Here is a 17,886-nt window from a genome sequence, read left to right as displayed (position 1 = left end):
TTGGAGCGGGAAACGAGACTCGAACTCGCGACCCCGACCTTGGCAAGGTCGTGCTCTACCAACTGAGCTATTCCCGCTCTGCGCACTCAACGAAATTCTTCATCGGTACGGGGTGCGCATTATACGAGAAATCCTTTTAGCCGCAAGCCCCTGAAAGCAAAAAAATGAATTTTTCGTTCAAGTGTCGATTAAAACATCAAAGAGATGAATTAATCAGCGAAACACGGTGATTTCGTGCTCCGCAGCGCAATAAAAAAGATTTCAGTTATTCTGGAGATTAATAAAATGTTCGCGGTAGTAGGCTAATTCAGCGACGGATTCACGGATATCATCCAGGGCCTGATGGGTATTTTGCTTTTTAAAACCGGCCAGCACTTCCGGCTTCCAGCGACGCGCCAGTTCTTTCAGCGTGCTGACATCCAGGTAACGGTAATGGAAATACTCTTCCAGCTCCGGCATATACTTAAACAGGAAACGTCGGTCCTGCCCGACGCTGTTGCCGCAAATCGGCGATTTCCCCGCCGGAACCCACTCGCGCAGGAACTCGATAGTTTTTTGCTGGGCTGCATTGTCATCAAACGGGCTGGCTTTGACGCGATCCACCAGACCGCTGCCGGTGTGCGTACGCACATTCCAGTCATCCATCAGCGCCAGCTGAGCATCAGACTGATGCACCGCCATCACCGGCCCTTCGGCCAGAATGTTCAGATGCGCGTCCGTCACCAGCGTGGCAATCTCAATAATGCGGTCACGTTCAGGATCCAGACCGGTCATTTCCAGGTCGATCCAAATTAAGTTCGAGTCATTTGCAGCCATGATGTGTCCTGTTACAAAGTAGAGAGTTGACGGAGATCTCCGTCATTCGGGCAATTACTATAAAATAGCTGGTATCATAGTCGTTTTGGTCGCACCGAGCGATTAAAGCCAGTCAAGTGAGGCGCAGTGACTAAGTCAAAACTGTCTAAAGGGCAACAACGTCGCGTTCAGACTAACCATCAGCGTCGTCTGACACAGACCGACAAACGAAAAGAGCTGGACGATTCTCTGCATGGCGAACCGCAGGACGGCGTTGTCATCAGCCGTTTCGGGATGCATGCGGACGTTGAAGCGGCCGACGGCAGCCAGCACCGTTGCAATATCCGCCGTACCATCCGTTCTCTGGTCACCGGTGACCGCGTTGTATGGCGCGCCGGGGAAAATACCAGTGTGAAAGGTATCGTCGAGGCGGTTCACGAACGAACTTCCGTTCTGACACGCCCTGATTTCTATGATGGCGTCAAACCCATTGCCGCAAACATTGACCAGATCGTCATTGTCTCCGCCATTCTGCCGGAGCTGTCGCTCAATATTATTGACCGTTATCTGGTGGCGTGCGAAACCGTTGAAGTTGAGCCGCTGATTGTGCTCAATAAAATCGATCTGCTCGACGACGAAGGCCGTAAATTCGTTCAGGGCATGATGGATATCTACCGCAATATCAATTATCGCGTACTCGAAGTGTCGAGCCAGACCGGCGAAGGCATGCCTGCGTTTGAAAAGGCGCTGACTGACCGCATCAGTATTTTTGCCGGCCAGTCAGGCGTAGGCAAATCCAGCCTGCTGAACGCCCTGCTGCCACCGGATGAAAAACAAATTCTGGTGAATGAAGTCTCTGATAACTCAGGCCTGGGTCAGCACACCACCACCGCAGCGCGTCTGTATCACTTCCAGCATGGCGGCGACGTCATCGACTCCCCGGGCGTGCGTGAATTCGGCTTATGGCACCTTGCGCCAGAGCAAATCACCCAGGGCTTTGTCGAATTCCGTCCTTTCCTTGGCTACTGCAAATTCCGTGACTGCAAACACGGCAGTGATCCGGGCTGTGCAATCCGTGACGCCGTAGACCGGGGTGAAATAGCCGAAGAACGTTTCGACAACTACCACCGCATTCTGGAAAGCATGGAAGACGTAAAAACACGTAAAAACTTCGACACGCTGTAATGCTAATTAATTGAATTAACATGTTAATGGCAAACGGGTGAGGTTAACGGAAGTTGAACCGTTGATTTCACCCCGTTACAATCCTCCGCCATACAACACTGCGTGACCCTGAACTGATTTCAGGGTCTCCTGCAAAATGACCGGTAACGCCGGTCATTCATACCATCCAAGAGGTTTTCCCCGTGCTGGACAGTATCAAAATCAAACTGCAATACTTACTTCCTAAACAAGGACTGACCCGTCTTGCTGGCTGGGGCGCGGACAAACGTGCGGCCACGCTGACCCATTGGGTGATCAAAGCGTTTGCGCGTTTTTATAACGTCGACATGAAAGAAGCGCAAAACCCGGATCTCAAATCTTACGCCACATTTAACGAATTCTTCGTGCGTCCGCTGCGCGATGGCGCACGTCCGGTCGTCAGCGGTCTGGATATGCTTTGCCTGCCAGCCGACGGCGCAGTTAGCCAGTTAGGGGCAATTACCGATGGCAAGCTGTTCCAGGCTAAAGGTCATTTCTACAGTTTAGAAGCGCTGCTGGCGGGTAACTATCTGCTGGCTGAGCAGTTCAAAGACGGCCAGTTCGCCACCATTTATCTGGCACCACGGGATTATCACCGCGTGCATATGCCGTGTGACGGCGTGTTGCGCGAAATGATTTATGTGCCGGGTGATTTGTTCTCCGTCAACCCGCTGACCGCCGCGAATGTGCCAAATCTGTTCGCCCGTAACGAACGCGTCATCTGCGTCTTTGATACTGAATTCGGGCCGATGGTGCAGATTCTGGTCGGCGCAACGATTGTCGGCAGCATTGAAACCGTCTGGGCCGGCGGTGTCACACCACCACGCGAAGGCATTATCAAACGCTGGACCTATCCGGCGGCGGGCGAAGAAGGTGCCATCGCGCTGGAAAAAGGTCAGGAAATGGGCCGTTTCAAACTGGGTTCTACGGTGATCAACCTGTTTGCCACTAAACAAATTCGCTTCATGCCGAATCTGAGCAATGGCACCGTGACCCGCATGGGCGAACCGTTCGCTGAAGCGCTGCGTGAAGCGGCACCCGCAACAACTGACGCGCAAGCACCAGCAACAGAAGTACCTGTAGCAACAGAAACACCTGCTGGTGTGGCAACGGCTGAACCACAAGTCCCGAAAGATTATTAAGTTCGCCCTGAACAGACGAAAAGAACTGAGAAAAAGGATGTGACCGAGTGCGCCTGATCCCCGCCCTGCTGATGAGTTTACTGCTGTCCCTGCCATTGATGGCGGGTGCAGCCCCGACTGAAGATCAGCTCAAACAGGAGCTGAAACAGGCGGAAGCCAACAAAGAAATGGCCAATCAGACGCAGGTGGTTGAGGCGCTGCAAAGCGCACTCAACTGGCTGAATGAAGCCAGTGTTTCAGCCGGGCGCACGGCGGAATATCAAAAGGTCATTGATGACTTTCCAAAACTGACGCAGGCACTGCGCCAGGAATTGCGAAATCAGCCTGACAAGCCACCCGCGCTGGATAACAGCATCTCAGCCGCTCAGCTCGAGCAGCAAATTCTGCAAGTCAGCAGCCAGCAACTGGAAGAAACCCGCCAGTTACGTCAGGAGCAGGATCGTTCCCGCGACATCAGCGACTCACTAAGTCTGATCCCGCAACAGCAATCCGAAGCCCGCAACGCGCTGAGCGACATCGATCAGCGCATACAGGCGGCGACAGCGGCGGCCACCTCCTCACCCCTGGCGCAGGCGCAACTCAGCGCGCTTCAGGCCGAATCCGCAGCGCGCAAAGCGAAGGTGGATGAACTGGAACTGGCTCAGCTTTCTGCCAATAACCGGCAGGAACTGTCGCGGATGCGCACCGATCTCTACAAAAAGCGCGCCGATTTTCTTGATCAGCAATTACAGGTTTTACGCAACACGCTGAATAATCAACGTCAGCAGGAAGCCGAACAGGCGCTGGAAAAAACCGAGCTGCTGGCCGAACAGAGTGGCGAGTTGCCACACTCGATCAGTCAGCAGTTACAGGCAAACCGCGAGTTGTCGCTGGCGCTGAATCAGCAGGCGCAGCGGATGGACCTGATTTCCTCTCAACAACGTCAGGCCGCTGCACAGACTCAGCAGGTACGTCAGGCGATTAATACCATTCGCGAACAGGCGCAGTGGCTTGGCGCGTCTAATTTACTTGGCGAAACCCTGAGGGCGCAGGTTGCGCGTCTGCCGGATATGCCAAAACCGCAACAGCTTGACCGCGATATGGGCCAGTTGCGCGTTCAGCGTCTGCACTATGAAGATTTGCTGGATAAGCAGGCTATTTACCGTCAGGCGCGGCAGGACGATGGCAAACCGCTCACCACAGATCAGCAAAAAATTCTGGATGCGCAGTTGCGGACGCAACGTGATTTGCTCAATTCCCTGCTCTCGGGTTGCGATACCCAAATTCTTGAACTGACCAAGCTGAAAGTGGCAAACAGCCAACTGGTGGAGGCGCTGAATGACGTACATGACGCCGCCCACCGTTATCTGTTCTGGGTGGCAGACGTCAGCGCCATCGGCATTTCTTACCCGGTGCAGGTCGCGCATGACCTGAAACGGCTGGTCTCGCTGGATTCGCTCAGCCAGCTTGGCGGCGCGTCGATGATGATGGTCACCAGCAAAGAAACACTGTTGCCGCTGTTTGGCGCACTGATTCTGGTGATTATCAGCATCAGTTCCCGCAAGCACTATTATGCATTTCTGGAACGTGCCAACAGTAAAGTCGGCAAAGTCACGCAGGATCATTTCTCGCTGACCCTGCGTACCGTGTTCTGGTCAATTCTGGTGGCGATGCCGTTACCTGTGCTGTGGGCCGCGCTGGGATTCGGGCTGCAAAGTGCCTGGCCGTATCCGATTGCGGTGGCGATCGGCGATGGCGTCACCGCGACGTTGCCAATCCTGTGGGCGTTTATGGTCAGTGCCGCGCTGGCACATCCTCAGGGATTGTTTGTGGCACACTTCGGCTGGCCGCAGCGTGCGGTGTCAAGGGCACTGCGCTATTACGCGCTGTCGATCTGGGTGCTGGTGCCGCTCATTATGGCGCTGATTACCTTCGATAATCTCAACGATCGCGAGTTCTCTAATACGCTGGGACGTCTGTGCTTCGTGATTCTGTGTCTGGTGGTCGCACTGGTCACCAATAGCCTGAAACGCGCGGGCATTCCGCTGTATCACGATAAAAAAGGCAACAGCGAAAACATCATTAACAAGACGCTGTGGTGGATGCTGCTGGGCGCACCGATTGTCGCTGCGCTGGCTTCACTGATGGGCTACCTCGCGACCTCACAGGCGCTGCTGGCCCGCCTGGAAACCTCGGTCGCCATCTGGTTCGTGTTGCTGGTGATTTATCACATTATCCGCCGCTGGATGCTGATTCAGCGACGTCGTATCGCCTTCGAACGCGCCAAGCAGCGCCGTGCGGAAATGCTGAATCAACGCGCCCGTGGTGAGGAAGATGGCCATCAGATCAGCACCAGCAATGAAGGCACGGTCGAGATTGAGGAACCGGTGGTGGATCTGGATGCCATCTCTGCCCAGTCGCTGCGGCTGGTGCGTTCTCTGCTGACGTTGATCGCGCTGATCTCGGTGATCTTCCTGTGGTCTGAAATCCACTCGGCCTTCTCTTTCCTGGAAAATATTCATCTCTGGCAGGTTGCGTCTACGGTTCAGGGGGTGGAAAGCATGCAGCCGATCACCCTCGGATCGGTGCTGATCGCCATTCTGGTGCTGATTATCACCACGCAACTGGTGCGTAATCTGCCCGCATTGCTGGAACTGGCGCTACTGCAACATCTGGATCTGACGCCGGGTACCGGCTATGCCGTACTGACCGTCACCAAATACGTATTGCTGCTGATTGGCGGCCTGACCGGTTTCTCGCTGATCGGGATCGAGTGGGCAAAACTGCAATGGCTGGTGGCGGCACTCGGTGTCGGTCTCGGCTTCGGTTTGCAGGAGATCTTCGCTAACTTTATTTCCGGCCTGATTATCCTGTTTGAAAAACCGATCCGTATCGGCGATACCGTAACGATCCGCAACCTGACCGGCAGTATCACCAGGATCAACACCCGTGCCACGACGATCGCTGACTGGGACCGCAAGGAGATTATCGTGCCGAACAAGGCCTTTATCACCGAGCAGTTCATCAACTGGTCGCTGTCGGATTCCGTCACGCGTGTGGTGCTAACCGTGCCTGCACCGTCGGAGGCCAACAGTGAAGAAGTGACAGAAATTCTGCTCAACGCTGCGCATCGCTGTTCGCTGGTGCTGGATATGCCTGCGCCGGAAGCCTATCTGGTGGATCTCCAGCAGGGGATTCAGATTTTCGAGCTGCGTATGCATGCCGCTGAAATGGCGCACCGTATGCCGCTTCGCCATGAAATTCACCAACTGATCCTGGCTGGATTCCGCGAGCACGGCATTACACTGCCATTCCCGCCATTCCAGGTGCGTATGGAAACACTGCACCGCGCGCAAAATGGCAATAACGCGACCTTTACCAGCAGCAGCGGAAGTGGCCGCAGCGGAAACAGTTCGCGCTCACCGGGCGATTTGTAAGAGAAAAGAGAACAGCAAAAGGGCAGATTCTTCTGCCCTTTTTTAAGCACATTGGCTGATGGAGTTTACAGATCCGCGATTAGCGCTGCAGCAGCGTTGCGGTGCAAAGAGATCAGCGATCTGATATCCATGCCGACAATTTCACCGTCAAGGACCCGCCATTTCCCCCCAACCATCACGCGGTCGGCTTTTTCCGCGCCACACAGTAACAGCGCGGCAACCGGATCATGACTGCCGCTAAAACGTAGTTCATCGAGTTTAAACAGCGCCAGATCGGCCTGTTTGCCCACGGCAATCTGCCCGATATCATCGCGACCGATAAGCTTCGCCGAACCGCGCGTCGCCCAGCCCAGGACTCTTTCCGGCGTGACATATTCCGCCCCGTATTTCAGACGTTGCAGATACAACGCCTGCCGCGCTTCATACATCAGATTTGAGGCATCGTTCGACGCAGAGCCGTCAACGCCCAGACCAATCGGCACGCCAGCCGCTTCCAGATCACGTGTCGGACACATGCCGGATGCCAGTCGCATATTCGACACAGGGCAATGACAGATACCGGTGCCCGCCGCGCCCAGACGACGGATCTCATCGTCGTTAAAATGAATACCGTGCGCCAGCCACGTGCGGTCGCTCAGCCAGCCGACGCTTTCCAGATAATCAACTGTACGCAGGCCAAACATTTTCAGGCAAAACTGTTCTTCATCCAGCGTTTCCGCCAGATGTGTATGCAGCCGGACGTCTTCGCGCTGCGCCAGCCAGGCACTCTCGCGCATAATCTCGGTGGTGACCGAAAACGGCGAGCACGGCGCCAGCGCAATCTGCATCCACGCGCCCTCGCCGCGCTGATGATAGCGATCAATCAGGCGCTGGCTGTCCTGCAAAATCACCTCGCCCGACTGGACCGTCTGTTCCGGCGGCAAACCGCCCTGCTCCTCGCCGAGACTCATCGAGCCGCGCGTCAGTAACGCACGCATGCCCAGCTCACGCACGACGCCCACCTGCACATCGATCGCCTCCTCCATGCCCTGCGGGAAAAGATAATGGTGGTCAGTGGTGGTAGTGCAACCGGAGAGCAACAGTTCAGCCATTGCGACGCGGCTTGCCAGGCCCAGCGCCTCCGGCCCTAAACGCGCCCAGACGGGATAAAGTTTTTTCAGCCACGGGAATAACGGCACGTTGACCACGGGCGCCCAGGCCCGGGTCAGCGTCTGATAAAAATGATGATGAGTGTTAATCAGCCCCGGCAGCAGTACAGACTCGGAGGCATCATAAATATGATCTACCGGCTGCGAAGGTGGCTGACCCGCGGTCAGCAACTCAGCAATTTTCTGCCCTTCAGTGACGATGCCGCCACGGGCATCCAGTGAGTTGGCGGTAAAAACCGCCAGCGGATTTTTGATCCACGTGCGTTGCTCTGACATGTCTGACTTCCTTTTTAAGGTCACATTAAATTCAAAAAGTGAGTCAGCTCAGTTATGCCCTGTCTGCTGATCCAGGGGCGCAACGCGCAGAATTTCAGTGAACCTTGATCTCCTCCGCGACCACGCTGGTGCGTTCTGCAGGCATCAGTAAATTGAGCAGAATAGCGATAACGCCACCACTGGTCACCGCATGGCCGAAAATATTACCGACGATGGGCGGGAACTGACCAAGCACATCTGGCACGGCTTCAATGCCCAGACCGATGCCAAAGGCGATGGCAATTATCAGCATTTCACGACGTCCGACCGGAGACTGTGTCATGATTCGGATACCCGCCGCGACCACGCTGCCAAACATCACCAGCGTTGCGCCACCCAGCACCGGCGCAGGAATTTGCTGCAACACTTCGCCGATAAACGGAAACAGGCCTAGCACCAGTAATACCGCGCCAATATACATGCCGACAAAACGGCTGGCGACGCCGGTCATCTGGATCACGCCATTGTTCTGTGCAAATGTTGTGTTAGGAAATGACGAGAAGGCTGCGGCGATAAGGCAACTGATACCGTCAGCCAGAATCCCGCCCTGCAGACGTTTACGGAAGCTTTCTCCTTCAATCGGTTGCTGCGACAACATGCAGTTAGCGGTCAGATCACCCACCGCTTCCAGGATGCTGATAAACGATACCAGCGCGATCGGCACGAAAATAATCCAGTCAAACTTAAAACCAAAACGGAACAGTTGCGGCAATGCAAACCAGTCGCCCTGCAAAGGTTTCACCGTCAGATGGCCGGTCAGCGCAGCGGCGATACAGCCGACAACAATGCCTAAAACTATTGATGAAAGGCGCAGCCAGCGCACGTCGATGCGGTTGCAGGCGACAATCACCAGCAGCGTCAGTGCCCCCAGCCCGAGGTTAGCCGGTGCGCCGAAATTCGCGGCACCATGGCCGCCCGCCCAGTCGGTAATGCTGACTTTAATCAGGCTGATGCCAATCAGCGCGATTACGGTGCCGCTGACCAGCGGTGTAAACACGCGGCGCATCTGCCCGATAAACCGGCTAACCAGCAGCGGGATAAACGCCGCCACAAAGTTCACCCCAAAAATCATCGCCATGATGTCTTCAGGAGAGCCACCGCGGCTTTTCACCAACATACCGCCGGAGAGGATCACCCCCAGAAACGCAAAACTGGTACCTTGCAAACAAATCATCCCCGCGCCCACCGACATAAACCGGCGCGCCTGAATAAATGTCCCGATGCCGGAAGCCAGCAAAGACATGCTGATCAGATAAGGCAAGTAGGCATTCAGCCCGAGAACCGAGCCGATAATCAGCGGCGGCGTGATAATTCCGACCACGCTTGCCAGCACGTGCTGGATGGCGGTGAAAAATGCCGGTGCCGGTGCAATGCGCTCTTCCAGTCCATAAAGAAGTTCTTTGTCGTTGGATTCTGACATAACGAGTTTTCCGGATAATAAGTGATGATCCGGTAATGCATAAATCAGGCCAGCAGCAAAAAATTTAGCTTAACTCAGGCAGAAGACCCTGTTTATGGCGCTTGGCGAGAAAGGGCCAGCACTGAAACTTTAAAATCAGCGCTGCGTCATTTAGGTACTTTTGTTTCAGTAAAAGTGCAGTTTTGGGTTTATTGCACAATGAAGGGGCAAAAAAGGGAAATCGTGGAAGGAAGCCCTGACCTTGGGAACAGGGCTTAAGCACTCATCAGGCGCGTGTCACCGGGAAGGCCAGGACATCACTCAGGCTGGCAGCACCCAGCGCAATCATAATCAGGCGGTCAACACCCAGCGCCACACCTGAACACTCCGGCATACCGTGTTCTAACGCATCCAGCAGATTGTTATCGACAGGATGCTGCGGCAGGCCGCGTGCCGCGCGTTTGCGGTTATCCTGCTCGAAACGCTGACGCTGCTCACGGCTATCCGTCAGTTCACGGAAACCATTCGCCAGCTCAATGCCTTTGTAATACACCTCGAAACGCTCGGCGACGCGGTGATCTTCCGTACTGATTTCTGCCAGAGCGGCCTGCGTGGCCGGGAAATGATAGACGAATGTTGGTTTGTCGCGACCAATGTGCGGTTCTACACCCATCGTAAACAACAACTGTAGCAGGGTGTCACGGTCTTCTTCGGTATCAGCAATGTTGGATAAATCCAGTTTTGCCGCCGCTTCACGCAGTTCCGTTTTGTCGGCGGATAACGGATCCACACCGAGATGGCGGGTAAACGCCTGCTGATAAGACAGGGTTTCAGCACTATCGCAATCGAGAACCTGCTGGAGTAAATCATCCACTTCATTCATCAGACGGTACATGTCATAACGCGGACGGTACCATTCGAGCATGGTGAATTCCGGATTATGATGACGCCCGGCTTCTTCATTACGGAAACTGCGTCCCATCTGATAAATCGGCCCGCTGCCCGCAGCCAGCAAACGTTTCATGTGATATTCCGGGCTGGTCATCAGATACAACGTCATGCCATCAGCCGCACCCGGCCCGACAAAACGCGTCTCAAACGGCACCAGATGAATGTCGGTCACCGTGGCCTGGCTCATTGCTGGCGTTTCAACTTCCAGTACGCCGCGATCGGCAAAGAAACGTCGAATCTCAGCGAGGATAGCCGCACGCTTCAACAAATTGGCGACGGGAGCACTGGGTTGCCAGCTTGCTGTTTCGCTCATGGTGATTTACTCCGAATTCAGAAAAGTCATGCAGTCTACCTGCATCCCCGCAGGCAAACAAATATCTCATTTTACGAAGCGCAATGCAGAGAAAGCCTAAACCTGCATTCACATCAAATTACCATGACTACCCCTTTGGTATAATAATTCTCTTACAAACAATAAGAATATCAGCCACCGGGACAGCGCCTGTATGTCATCGGGGTTCACTAACTCTTCGATTATGAAGAGCTTTTCGCGGGTGTTTCAAACCCGATCTCATTGATGATAGTGGAGGAATGCAGTGCAAACCTTTAACGCCGACATTGCAATTATAGGTGCAGGTGGGGCGGGTTTACGCGCAGCAATAGCCGCAGCGGAAGCCAATCCCAACCTGAATATCGCGTTGATTTCGAAAGTGTACCCAATGCGCAGCCACACCGTGGCGGCCGAAGGCGGTTCTGCCGCTGTGACGCAAGATCACGACAGCTTTGATTTTCACTTCCAGGATACCGTTTCCGGAGGCGACTGGCTGTGTGAGCAAGACGTGGTGGATCATTTCGTTCATCAATGCCCGACTGAAATGGCCCAGCTTGAACTGTGGGGCTGTCCGTGGAGCCGTAAGGATGACGGTTCCGTCAATGTTCGCCGCTTCGGCGGAATGAAGATCGAACGCACCTGGTTTGCCGCGGATAAAACCGGCTTCCATATGCTGCACACCCTGTTCCAGACCTCGCTGAAATACCCACAAATCAAACGATTCGATGAGCATTTCGTCCTCGATATTCTGGTCGATGAAGGCCAGGTACGCGGCGTCGTCGCCATCAATATGATGGAAGGCACACGCGTGCAAATTCGGGCCAACGCTGTGGTCATGGCGACCGGCGGCGCAGGCCGTGTTTACCGTTACAACACCAACGGCGGTATCGTCACCGGCGACGGTATGGGCATGGCGTTCCGCCACGGCATTCCGTTGCGCGACATGGAGTTCGTGCAATATCACCCGACCGGCCTGCCGGGTTCCGGCATCCTGATGACAGAAGGCTGCCGCGGTGAAGGCGGCATTCTGGTCAACAAAGACGGTTACCGTTATCTGCAGGATTACGGCATGGGGCCGGAAACCCCTCTGGGCGAGCCGAAAAACAAATACATGGAACTCGGCCCGCGTGACAAAGTATCACAAGCGTTCTGGCACGAATGGCGCGCCGGACGCACCATCGAAACGCCGCGTGGCGACGTGGTATATCTGGATTTACGCCATCTCGGCGAGAAAAAACTGCGTGAACGTCTGCCGTTCATCTGCGAACTGGCCAAAGCGTATGTCGGCGTCGATCCGATTACGGACCCGATCCCTGTTCGCCCTACCGCGCACTACACCATGGGCGGCATTGAAACCGATGCACAGTGTGAAACCCGCATCAAAGGTCTGTTTGCGGTCGGCGAATGTTCGTCCGTTGGTCTGCACGGCGCCAACCGTCTCGGCTCAAACTCACTGGCAGAACTGGTGGTGTTCGGGCGTATGGCCGGTGAAAAAGCGGCAGAACGCGCAGTTGAAGCCAAAGACACCGGCAACAGCGCCGCACTCGAAGCGCAGGTGCGTGATATCGAAAACCGTGTTGCCGCGCTGATGGCACAGGAAGGCGACGAAAGCTGGGCCGCCATCCGTGACGAAATGGGTCTGGCGATGGAAGAAGGTTGCGGGATTTATCGCACTACCGAGCTGATGCAAAACACCATCGATAAACTGGCCGAACTGAAAGAACGCTTCAAACGGGTGAAAATTCAGGATACCTCCAGTGTCTTTAATACCGACCTGCTGTATACCATCGAACTGGGTCATGGCCTGGAAGTAGCAGAATGTATGGCGCATTCCGCCATCAATCGTCGCGAATCACGCGGCGCCCATCAGCGTCTCGATGAAGGCTGTACCGAACGCGATGACGTGAATTTCCTCAAACATACTCTGGCCTTTTATCAGCCAGATTCCGCCCCGCGTCTCGAATATGGCGACGTGAAAATTACCACGCTGCCACCGGCAAAACGCGTGTACGGCGGGGAATCTGAGACTCACGATAAAAAAGATAAGGAGCAATCACGTGGCTAAAATGCGCAGCCTGAAGGTTGAGATCATGCGCTACAACCCGGAAACGGACAGCGCGCCGCATCCGGTGGTGTATGACGTGCCTTTCGATGAAACAACGTCACTGCTCGATGCTCTGGGCTACATCAAAGATCATCTGGCCGCTGACCTTTCCTATCGCTGGTCGTGCCGTATGGCAATCTGCGGCTCGTGCGGCATGATGGTGAATAGGGTGCCGAAGCTGGCGTGCAAAACCTTCCTGCGGGAATATCCGGACGGTATGCAGATTGAGGCGCTGGGGAACTTCCCGGTGGAACGTGATCTGGTGGTCGATATGACCCACTTTATCGAAAGCCTCGAAGCCATCAAACCTTACATTATCGGCAATACCCGCACGGTCGGCGAAGGCCCGGGCAAGCAAACTCCGGCGCAAATGGAGAAATATCACCAGTTCTCCGGCTGTATCAACTGTGGTTTATGTTATGCCGCCTGCCCGCAGTTTGGACTGAATCCTGAATTCATCGGCCCGGCAGCTATCACGCTGGCGCATCGTTACAACCTCGATAACCGTGACCACGGCAAAGCACAACGTATGCCACAGCTCAACAGTCAGAATGGTGTCTGGAGTTGTACGTTCGTCGGTTATTGCTCCGAAGTCTGTCCGAAGCACGTCGACCCTGCCGCCGCCATTCAGCAAGGCAAAGTCGAAAGTTCGAAAGACTTCATGATCGCGAGGCTGAGACCGCAATGAGGGAGGAAAATATGACGACTCAAAGTACGGGCAGCAAACGTAAACCCTACGTGCGTGAGATGAAAGCCAGTTGGTGGAAAAATTTACCGTTCTACCGTTTTTATATGCTGCGTGAGGGCACGGCGGTTCCGGCAGTATGGTTCAGTCTCTTACTGCTGGCAGGGGTTTGCTCGTTACGTAACGGGCCTGAAAGCTGGGCGGGTTTTGTGAATTTTCTGCAAAATCCGGTGGTCTTGCTGATTAACCTGATCGCCCTGCTTGCGGCCCTGTTGCATACCAAAACCTGGTTCGAACTGGCACCGAAAGCCTCCATCCTGGTGGTGAAAGGTAAAAAGATGGGACCTGAACCGGTGATTGCCGGTTTCTGGGGCGTGACGATCGTTGTGACGCTGGTTGTTCTCGTCATCGCACTGTTTCTTTAAGGAGGCGACATGAAAAATACTCTTCCTAAACGTTCAGACGAGCCGGTGTTCTGGGGATTGTTTGGTGCGGGCGGTATGTGGAGCGCAATTTTTGCGCCGGTGATGATTCTGCTGGTGTGCTTCCTGCTGCCGCTGGGCTTTTTCCCCGGCGACGCACTGAGCTATCCACGCGTGCTGGCATTTGCGCAAAGCGGGATCGGGCGTCTGTTCCTGCTGCTGATGATCGTGCTGCCTCTGTGGTGCGGTCTGCACCGGATCCATCACTGCATGCACGACCTGAAGGTCCACGTTCCGGCCGGAAAATGGGTGTTCTACGGGCTGGCGACGATCTTAAGTATCGTCACCCTTATCGTGCTGATCCGCCTCTGATCCGCAAAGATCTGACTTTCCAGCGGCCATCTCTCTGGCCGCTGTTTTCATTCTTTATCCGCAGGTTTTCCCTTTTTCTTTTTTGTTACCTACACTTAGAGAACATACTAAGGAAGGAAACTCCATGCGTATCTGGTCAAAACTCAGCGTTATCATCACAGCACTTATGTCAGTCGCGTGCAGCGTAACGCCGCCTGCTGACGTCAAAGTCGTCAATAATTTCGAACTCACCCGCTATCTCGGTACCTGGTATGAAGTCGCCAGACTGGACCATAGTTTTGAAAGCGGACTGGAACGCGTCACCGCCAATTACAGCCTGCGCGATGATGGCGGCGTAAAAGTGATTAATCGCGGGTTTAATCCGCAGAAGAATAAATGGCAGGAAAGTGAGGGCAAAGGTTACTTCACCGGATCACCTGCGCGCGCGGCGCTGAAAGTGTCATTCTTCGGTCCGTTCTATGGCGGTTATAACGTCATAGAACTGGATAAAGATTATCGTTACGCGCTGGTCTGCGGACCGGATAAAAGCTATCTGTGGATCCTGTCCCGTACGCCAACGCTGGATGACAGCGTGAAGCAGCAACTTCTGCAAACGGCGCAGCAGTACGGATTTGATACCAGCAAACTGGTGTGGGTGAAACAGCCTTGATGCTTACACCATAAAACTCGCGCCATAAAAACAACACTGCCTGCATCAACGTGCAGGCAGACATCAGTTTACTTAACGTTATTCGCTCGCTATTGCGCGCTTTTCTGAATGGCTTCCCCACCGGCAGACACATCTTCACCTACGCCACGCGTGGTGTTGCAGGCTGTTAAGGCAGAAGACAAGATAAGAACAGACAAGATAGCGAGGATACTTTTCTTCAGCATATAAATCTCCTTCCTATAAGAGAATGTAAAGTACGACACTTTTAGTGTAGCTAATTTTCTGGATATAGAAGGGAACAGGCAGGATTTTAAGACATTTGGTAAAACGAGGCTGAAGGGATCAGCCTGCTTTGGAAATTGCGCCACCCAGATGCTGGATGTCTTCACCGAAACCATGAACCGTGTTGCAGCCGGATAACGAAGCCAGCAGCATCACTGAAACCACGATAAACATCATCTTCTTCAACATGGTAAACATAATCCCATTCAACAAGTTGGGGCTGGAAAGCTGCGACAGGCATTCACCTGTGGCAGCTTTCATCCGGCGTAATAAGTATTGAGAACTTATTTAACGCGGGAAACGTATTCGCCAGAGCGGGTGTCACAACGGACGATTTCGCCGATCTGCACGAATAATGGCACTTTAACCACAGCGCCGGTGCTCAGGGTCGCTGGCTTACCGCCGGTACCTGCGGTATCACCTTTCAGGCCAGGATCAGTGTCCACAACTTCAGCTTCGATGAAGTTTGGTGGCTGAACAGCGATAGGACGGCCATCCCACAGCGTCACGATACATTCTGCGTTGTCCTGCAGCCATTTAGAGGCGTCAGAAACAGTTTTCTCTTCAACCTGATGCTGTTCGAAAGTCTCAGGGTGCATGAAGTGGTAGAACTCACCGTCGTTGTAGAGGTAGTTCATGTTGGTATCTACAACATCAGCGCCTTCGCATGAGTCAGTAGATTTGAAGGTTTTTTCTACACGGGAACCGGTCAGCAGACGACGCATTTTAACGCGTGCGAAAGCCTGGCCTTTGCCTGGTTTTACGAATTCACTGGATTCGATAGCGTAAGGCTCGCCCTCGAACATGATTTTAAGACCCGGACGGAAATCGTTGCTAGAATAAGTCGCCATGATGGCCCTCTAATTTTAAACTGGTATTAGCCAAAAAAATGGCAAACATTGTAACCCTAAACACGCCATTTAGAGAAGATTGGTTGTATCAACTCGGCGATGTTATCACTGACCCGGATGAACTGCTTACTCTTCTGGCACTTAACGACAATGCAGAACTGCAAAGTGGGCGTGAAGCCCGTCGTTTGTTCCCGCTTCGCGTGCCCCGCGCCTTTGTGGCACGTATGCAGCCGGGCGATCCACAGGATCCTTTATTGCTTCAGGTATTGACCGCACGCGAGGAATTTATTGCCGCGCCGGGCTTTACCACTGACCCGCTTGATGAACAACGCAGCGTTGTTCCGGGTCTGTTGCACAAGTATAGCAATCGCGCCCTGTTACTGGTGAAAGGCGGATGTGCGGTAAATTGCCGCTACTGTTTCCGTCGTCATTTCCCGTATCAGGACAACCAGGGAAATAAGGCTAACTGGGTTCAGGCGCTGGATTATATCCGCACTCGCCCGGAACTCGATGAAATTATTTTCTCCGGTGGTGATCCGCTGATGGCCAAGGATCATGAACTCGACTGGTTGATCGGTGAACTCGAAGGGATCCCGCACATTAAGCGGCTGCGTATTCATACCCGTTTGCCGGTGGTTATCCCTGCACGTATCACGGATGCCTTCTGCCAGCGCCTTGAAAAATCACGTCTTCAGGTGCTGATGGTGACGCATATCAATCACGCCAATGAGATTGATAATGCATTGCGCGCCAGCATGGCGAAGCTGAAACGCCATGGTGTGACGTTGCTCAATCAGAGCGTGCTGCTGCGGGGCGTTAATGATTCTGCTGATGTGCTGGCGACACTGAGCAACGCGCTGTTTGACGCGGGTATTTTGCCTTACTACATCCACGTGCTGGATAAAGTACAGGGTGCGGCGCATTTCATGGTGAACGACGACGAAGCGCGCGTCATTATGAAAGGGCTGATGAGTAAAGTGTCAGGTTATATGGTACCGAAACTGACCCGTGAAATTGGCGGCGAGCCGAGCAAAACCATTCTGGATCTGCGGCTGAAGCAGTCTTAACACGTTCTTCCAACCCCAAATAATTCAAGTTGCAGGAAGGCGGCAAGTGATGGAGTCCCGATGAGCTTACTCAGGTAAGTGATTCGGGTGACTGAACGTAGCCAACGCACCTGCGGCTTGACGTATGAAAAGGGAACGCAAAAAGGGATGCCATTGGCATCCCTTTAGTATTTATAGCCTTCACGCGACTATGGGCACTTATAAACCTGACCGACCATTTTGCTGTCAACCGGTGCAAAGCTGGACAGGAAGTTCTGGGACGGGCTGTTGGCACCATAAATGGTGTTGCCGCCCATCGCTGCCGCTTTGTTACGCAGGTCATTGGCTGCGCCACGCATGGAGCTGCCGTCACCGCCGGTACCGGAGAACCAGTTGCTTTGGGCACCGGTGACTTCGCCAAGCAACTGACAATTTGCGCCTGGTTTGTCGTCCGTGAATTTCACCTGCTGGCCCGCTGCATCCAGTTGATGAGTGGTACTGCACCCGGCAAGCAGCGCGATAGCTGACAGGCCCAGTAACATTTTAATCCGCATCACTTTCCCCATTTGTTTTTGTAATCACATAAAGCCTATCAGAAAACACCTGGCTCTCTTAGGCATCCGTTGCCACGCATACCCAAGTTTGTGCTATCGGTAAAAATCCGAAATCCACGCAGAAACAAGTCTACACGTTAAAGGCCGGAGACAATGAGAGTTATCTTACTGAACCTGATAAAAAAGGGTCAAATAAAAAAACCCGGCCTTTACAGACCGGG

Annotated in this window: 17 protein-coding genes and 1 tRNA gene; 9 read left to right on the top strand and 9 right to left on the bottom strand. The window is 53.9% G+C overall.

All coding sequences use genetic code 11. The features are described from left to right. Position 1: 1 nt before the first annotated feature. Positions 2 to 77 (bottom strand) — tRNA-Gly (locus tag HGO41_RS23380). A gap of 184 nt (positions 78 to 261) precedes the next feature. Beyond that, on the bottom strand, positions 262 to 816 hold the full coding sequence (gene orn, locus HGO41_RS23375) for an oligoribonuclease (RefSeq protein ID WP_014411558.1): 555 nt from the start codon (positions 814 to 816) through the stop codon (positions 262 to 264). Positions 817 to 942: 126 nt separating this feature from the next. Here orn and rsgA point away from each other — a divergent pair, with 126 nt between their 5' ends. The 3 genes from rsgA (at position 943) to mscM (ending at position 6,556) form a co-directional block, all read left to right on the top strand. After that, positions 943 to 1,980 (top strand): small ribosomal subunit biogenesis GTPase RsgA, encoded by a 1,038-nt coding sequence (gene rsgA, locus HGO41_RS23370; RefSeq protein WP_013573755.1) that lies wholly within the window; start codon positions 943 to 945, stop codon positions 1,978 to 1,980. Positions 1,981 to 2,162: 182 nt separating this feature from the next. Beyond that, the gene (gene asd, locus HGO41_RS23365; protein WP_250981508.1) at positions 2,163 to 3,140 is read left to right on the top strand and encodes an archaetidylserine decarboxylase; all 978 of its coding nucleotides are present in this window, start codon (positions 2,163 to 2,165) and stop codon (positions 3,138 to 3,140) included. A 47-nt stretch (positions 3,141 to 3,187) separates the two neighbouring features. Then, entirely contained in the window at positions 3,188 to 6,556 is a 3,369-nt protein-coding gene (gene mscM, locus HGO41_RS23360; protein WP_217243718.1) for a miniconductance mechanosensitive channel MscM, read from the top strand. 65 nt (positions 6,557 to 6,621) lie between these two features. Here mscM and HGO41_RS23355 read toward each other — a convergent pair whose 3' ends face one another. From HGO41_RS23355 to epmA, 3 genes are all read right to left on the bottom strand, one after another. Then, positions 6,622 to 7,980 (bottom strand): 8-oxoguanine deaminase, encoded by a 1,359-nt coding sequence (locus HGO41_RS23355; RefSeq protein ID WP_250981507.1) that lies wholly within the window; start codon positions 7,978 to 7,980, stop codon positions 6,622 to 6,624. A gap of 94 nt (positions 7,981 to 8,074) precedes the next feature. Then, positions 8,075 to 9,439, bottom strand: coding sequence for a uracil-xanthine permease family protein (locus HGO41_RS23350; RefSeq protein WP_013573751.1), 1,365 nt, complete (start codon positions 9,437 to 9,439; stop codon positions 8,075 to 8,077). Between the two features lie 265 nt (positions 9,440 to 9,704). Continuing rightward, positions 9,705 to 10,682, bottom strand: a complete 978-nt coding sequence (epmA, locus tag HGO41_RS23345; protein ID WP_013573750.1) for an elongation factor P--(R)-beta-lysine ligase — start codon at positions 10,680 to 10,682, stop codon at positions 9,705 to 9,707. A 283-nt stretch (positions 10,683 to 10,965) separates the two neighbouring features. Between epmA and frdA the strand changes: the two genes are divergently transcribed. From frdA to blc, 5 genes are all read left to right on the top strand, one after another. Continuing rightward, positions 10,966 to 12,765: a fumarate reductase (quinol) flavoprotein subunit gene (frdA, locus tag HGO41_RS23340; RefSeq protein ID WP_250981506.1), complete on the top strand. Its 1,800-nt coding sequence runs from the start codon at positions 10,966 to 10,968 to the stop codon at positions 12,763 to 12,765. Between the two features lies 1 nt (position 12,766). Then, entirely contained in the window at positions 12,767 to 13,492 is a 726-nt protein-coding gene (locus tag HGO41_RS23335; RefSeq protein WP_153376587.1) for a succinate dehydrogenase/fumarate reductase iron-sulfur subunit, read from the top strand. Positions 13,493 to 13,503: 11 nt separating this feature from the next. Next, on the top strand, positions 13,504 to 13,914 hold the full coding sequence (frdC, locus tag HGO41_RS23330) for a fumarate reductase subunit FrdC (RefSeq protein ID WP_037034293.1): 411 nt from the start codon (positions 13,504 to 13,506) through the stop codon (positions 13,912 to 13,914). A 9-nt stretch (positions 13,915 to 13,923) separates the two neighbouring features. Continuing rightward, positions 13,924 to 14,283 carry a fumarate reductase subunit FrdD gene (gene frdD, locus HGO41_RS23325; protein WP_013573746.1) on the top strand — a complete coding sequence of 120 codons (360 nt, stop codon included), beginning with the start codon at positions 13,924 to 13,926 and terminating at the stop codon, positions 14,281 to 14,283. Positions 14,284 to 14,407: 124 nt separating this feature from the next. Next, complete coding sequence (gene blc / locus HGO41_RS23320; protein WP_013573745.1) at positions 14,408 to 14,932, top strand: outer membrane lipoprotein Blc; 525 nt, start codon at positions 14,408 to 14,410, stop codon at positions 14,930 to 14,932. Positions 14,933 to 15,021: 89 nt separating this feature from the next. Here blc and HGO41_RS23315 read toward each other — a convergent pair whose 3' ends face one another. The 3 genes from HGO41_RS23315 to efp form a co-directional block, all read right to left on the bottom strand. Further along, the gene (locus HGO41_RS23315) at positions 15,022 to 15,156 is read right to left on the bottom strand and encodes an entericidin A/B family lipoprotein (RefSeq protein WP_013573744.1); all 135 of its coding nucleotides are present in this window, start codon (positions 15,154 to 15,156) and stop codon (positions 15,022 to 15,024) included. 118 nt (positions 15,157 to 15,274) lie between these two features. Next, positions 15,275 to 15,367 (bottom strand): entericidin A/B family lipoprotein, encoded by a 93-nt coding sequence (locus HGO41_RS23310; protein WP_377442435.1) that lies wholly within the window; start codon positions 15,365 to 15,367, stop codon positions 15,275 to 15,277. Between the two features lie 131 nt (positions 15,368 to 15,498). Continuing rightward, entirely contained in the window at positions 15,499 to 16,065 is a 567-nt protein-coding gene (gene efp / locus HGO41_RS23305; RefSeq protein WP_013573742.1) for an elongation factor P, read from the bottom strand. 38 nt (positions 16,066 to 16,103) lie between these two features. On the opposite strand from efp, the gene epmB reads away from it, so the two are divergent. Then, the gene (epmB, locus tag HGO41_RS23300; RefSeq protein ID WP_112152026.1) at positions 16,104 to 17,132 is read left to right on the top strand and encodes an EF-P beta-lysylation protein EpmB; all 1,029 of its coding nucleotides are present in this window, start codon (positions 16,104 to 16,106) and stop codon (positions 17,130 to 17,132) included. A 188-nt stretch (positions 17,133 to 17,320) separates the two neighbouring features. On the opposite strand, the gene HGO41_RS23295 is transcribed toward epmB, so the two are convergent. Further along, positions 17,321 to 17,665, bottom strand: coding sequence for a DUF4156 domain-containing protein (locus tag HGO41_RS23295; RefSeq protein WP_014333641.1), 345 nt, complete (start codon positions 17,663 to 17,665; stop codon positions 17,321 to 17,323). Positions 17,666 to 17,886 lie beyond the last annotated feature (221 nt).

The sequence above is a fragment of the Rahnella sp. CG8 genome (assembly GCF_023701875.1).
Taxonomy (GTDB): domain Bacteria; phylum Pseudomonadota; class Gammaproteobacteria; order Enterobacterales; family Enterobacteriaceae; genus Rahnella; species Rahnella aceris.
Note: the sequence above shows the minus strand (reverse complement) of the source record. Positions and strands in the feature narration are given on the sequence as shown.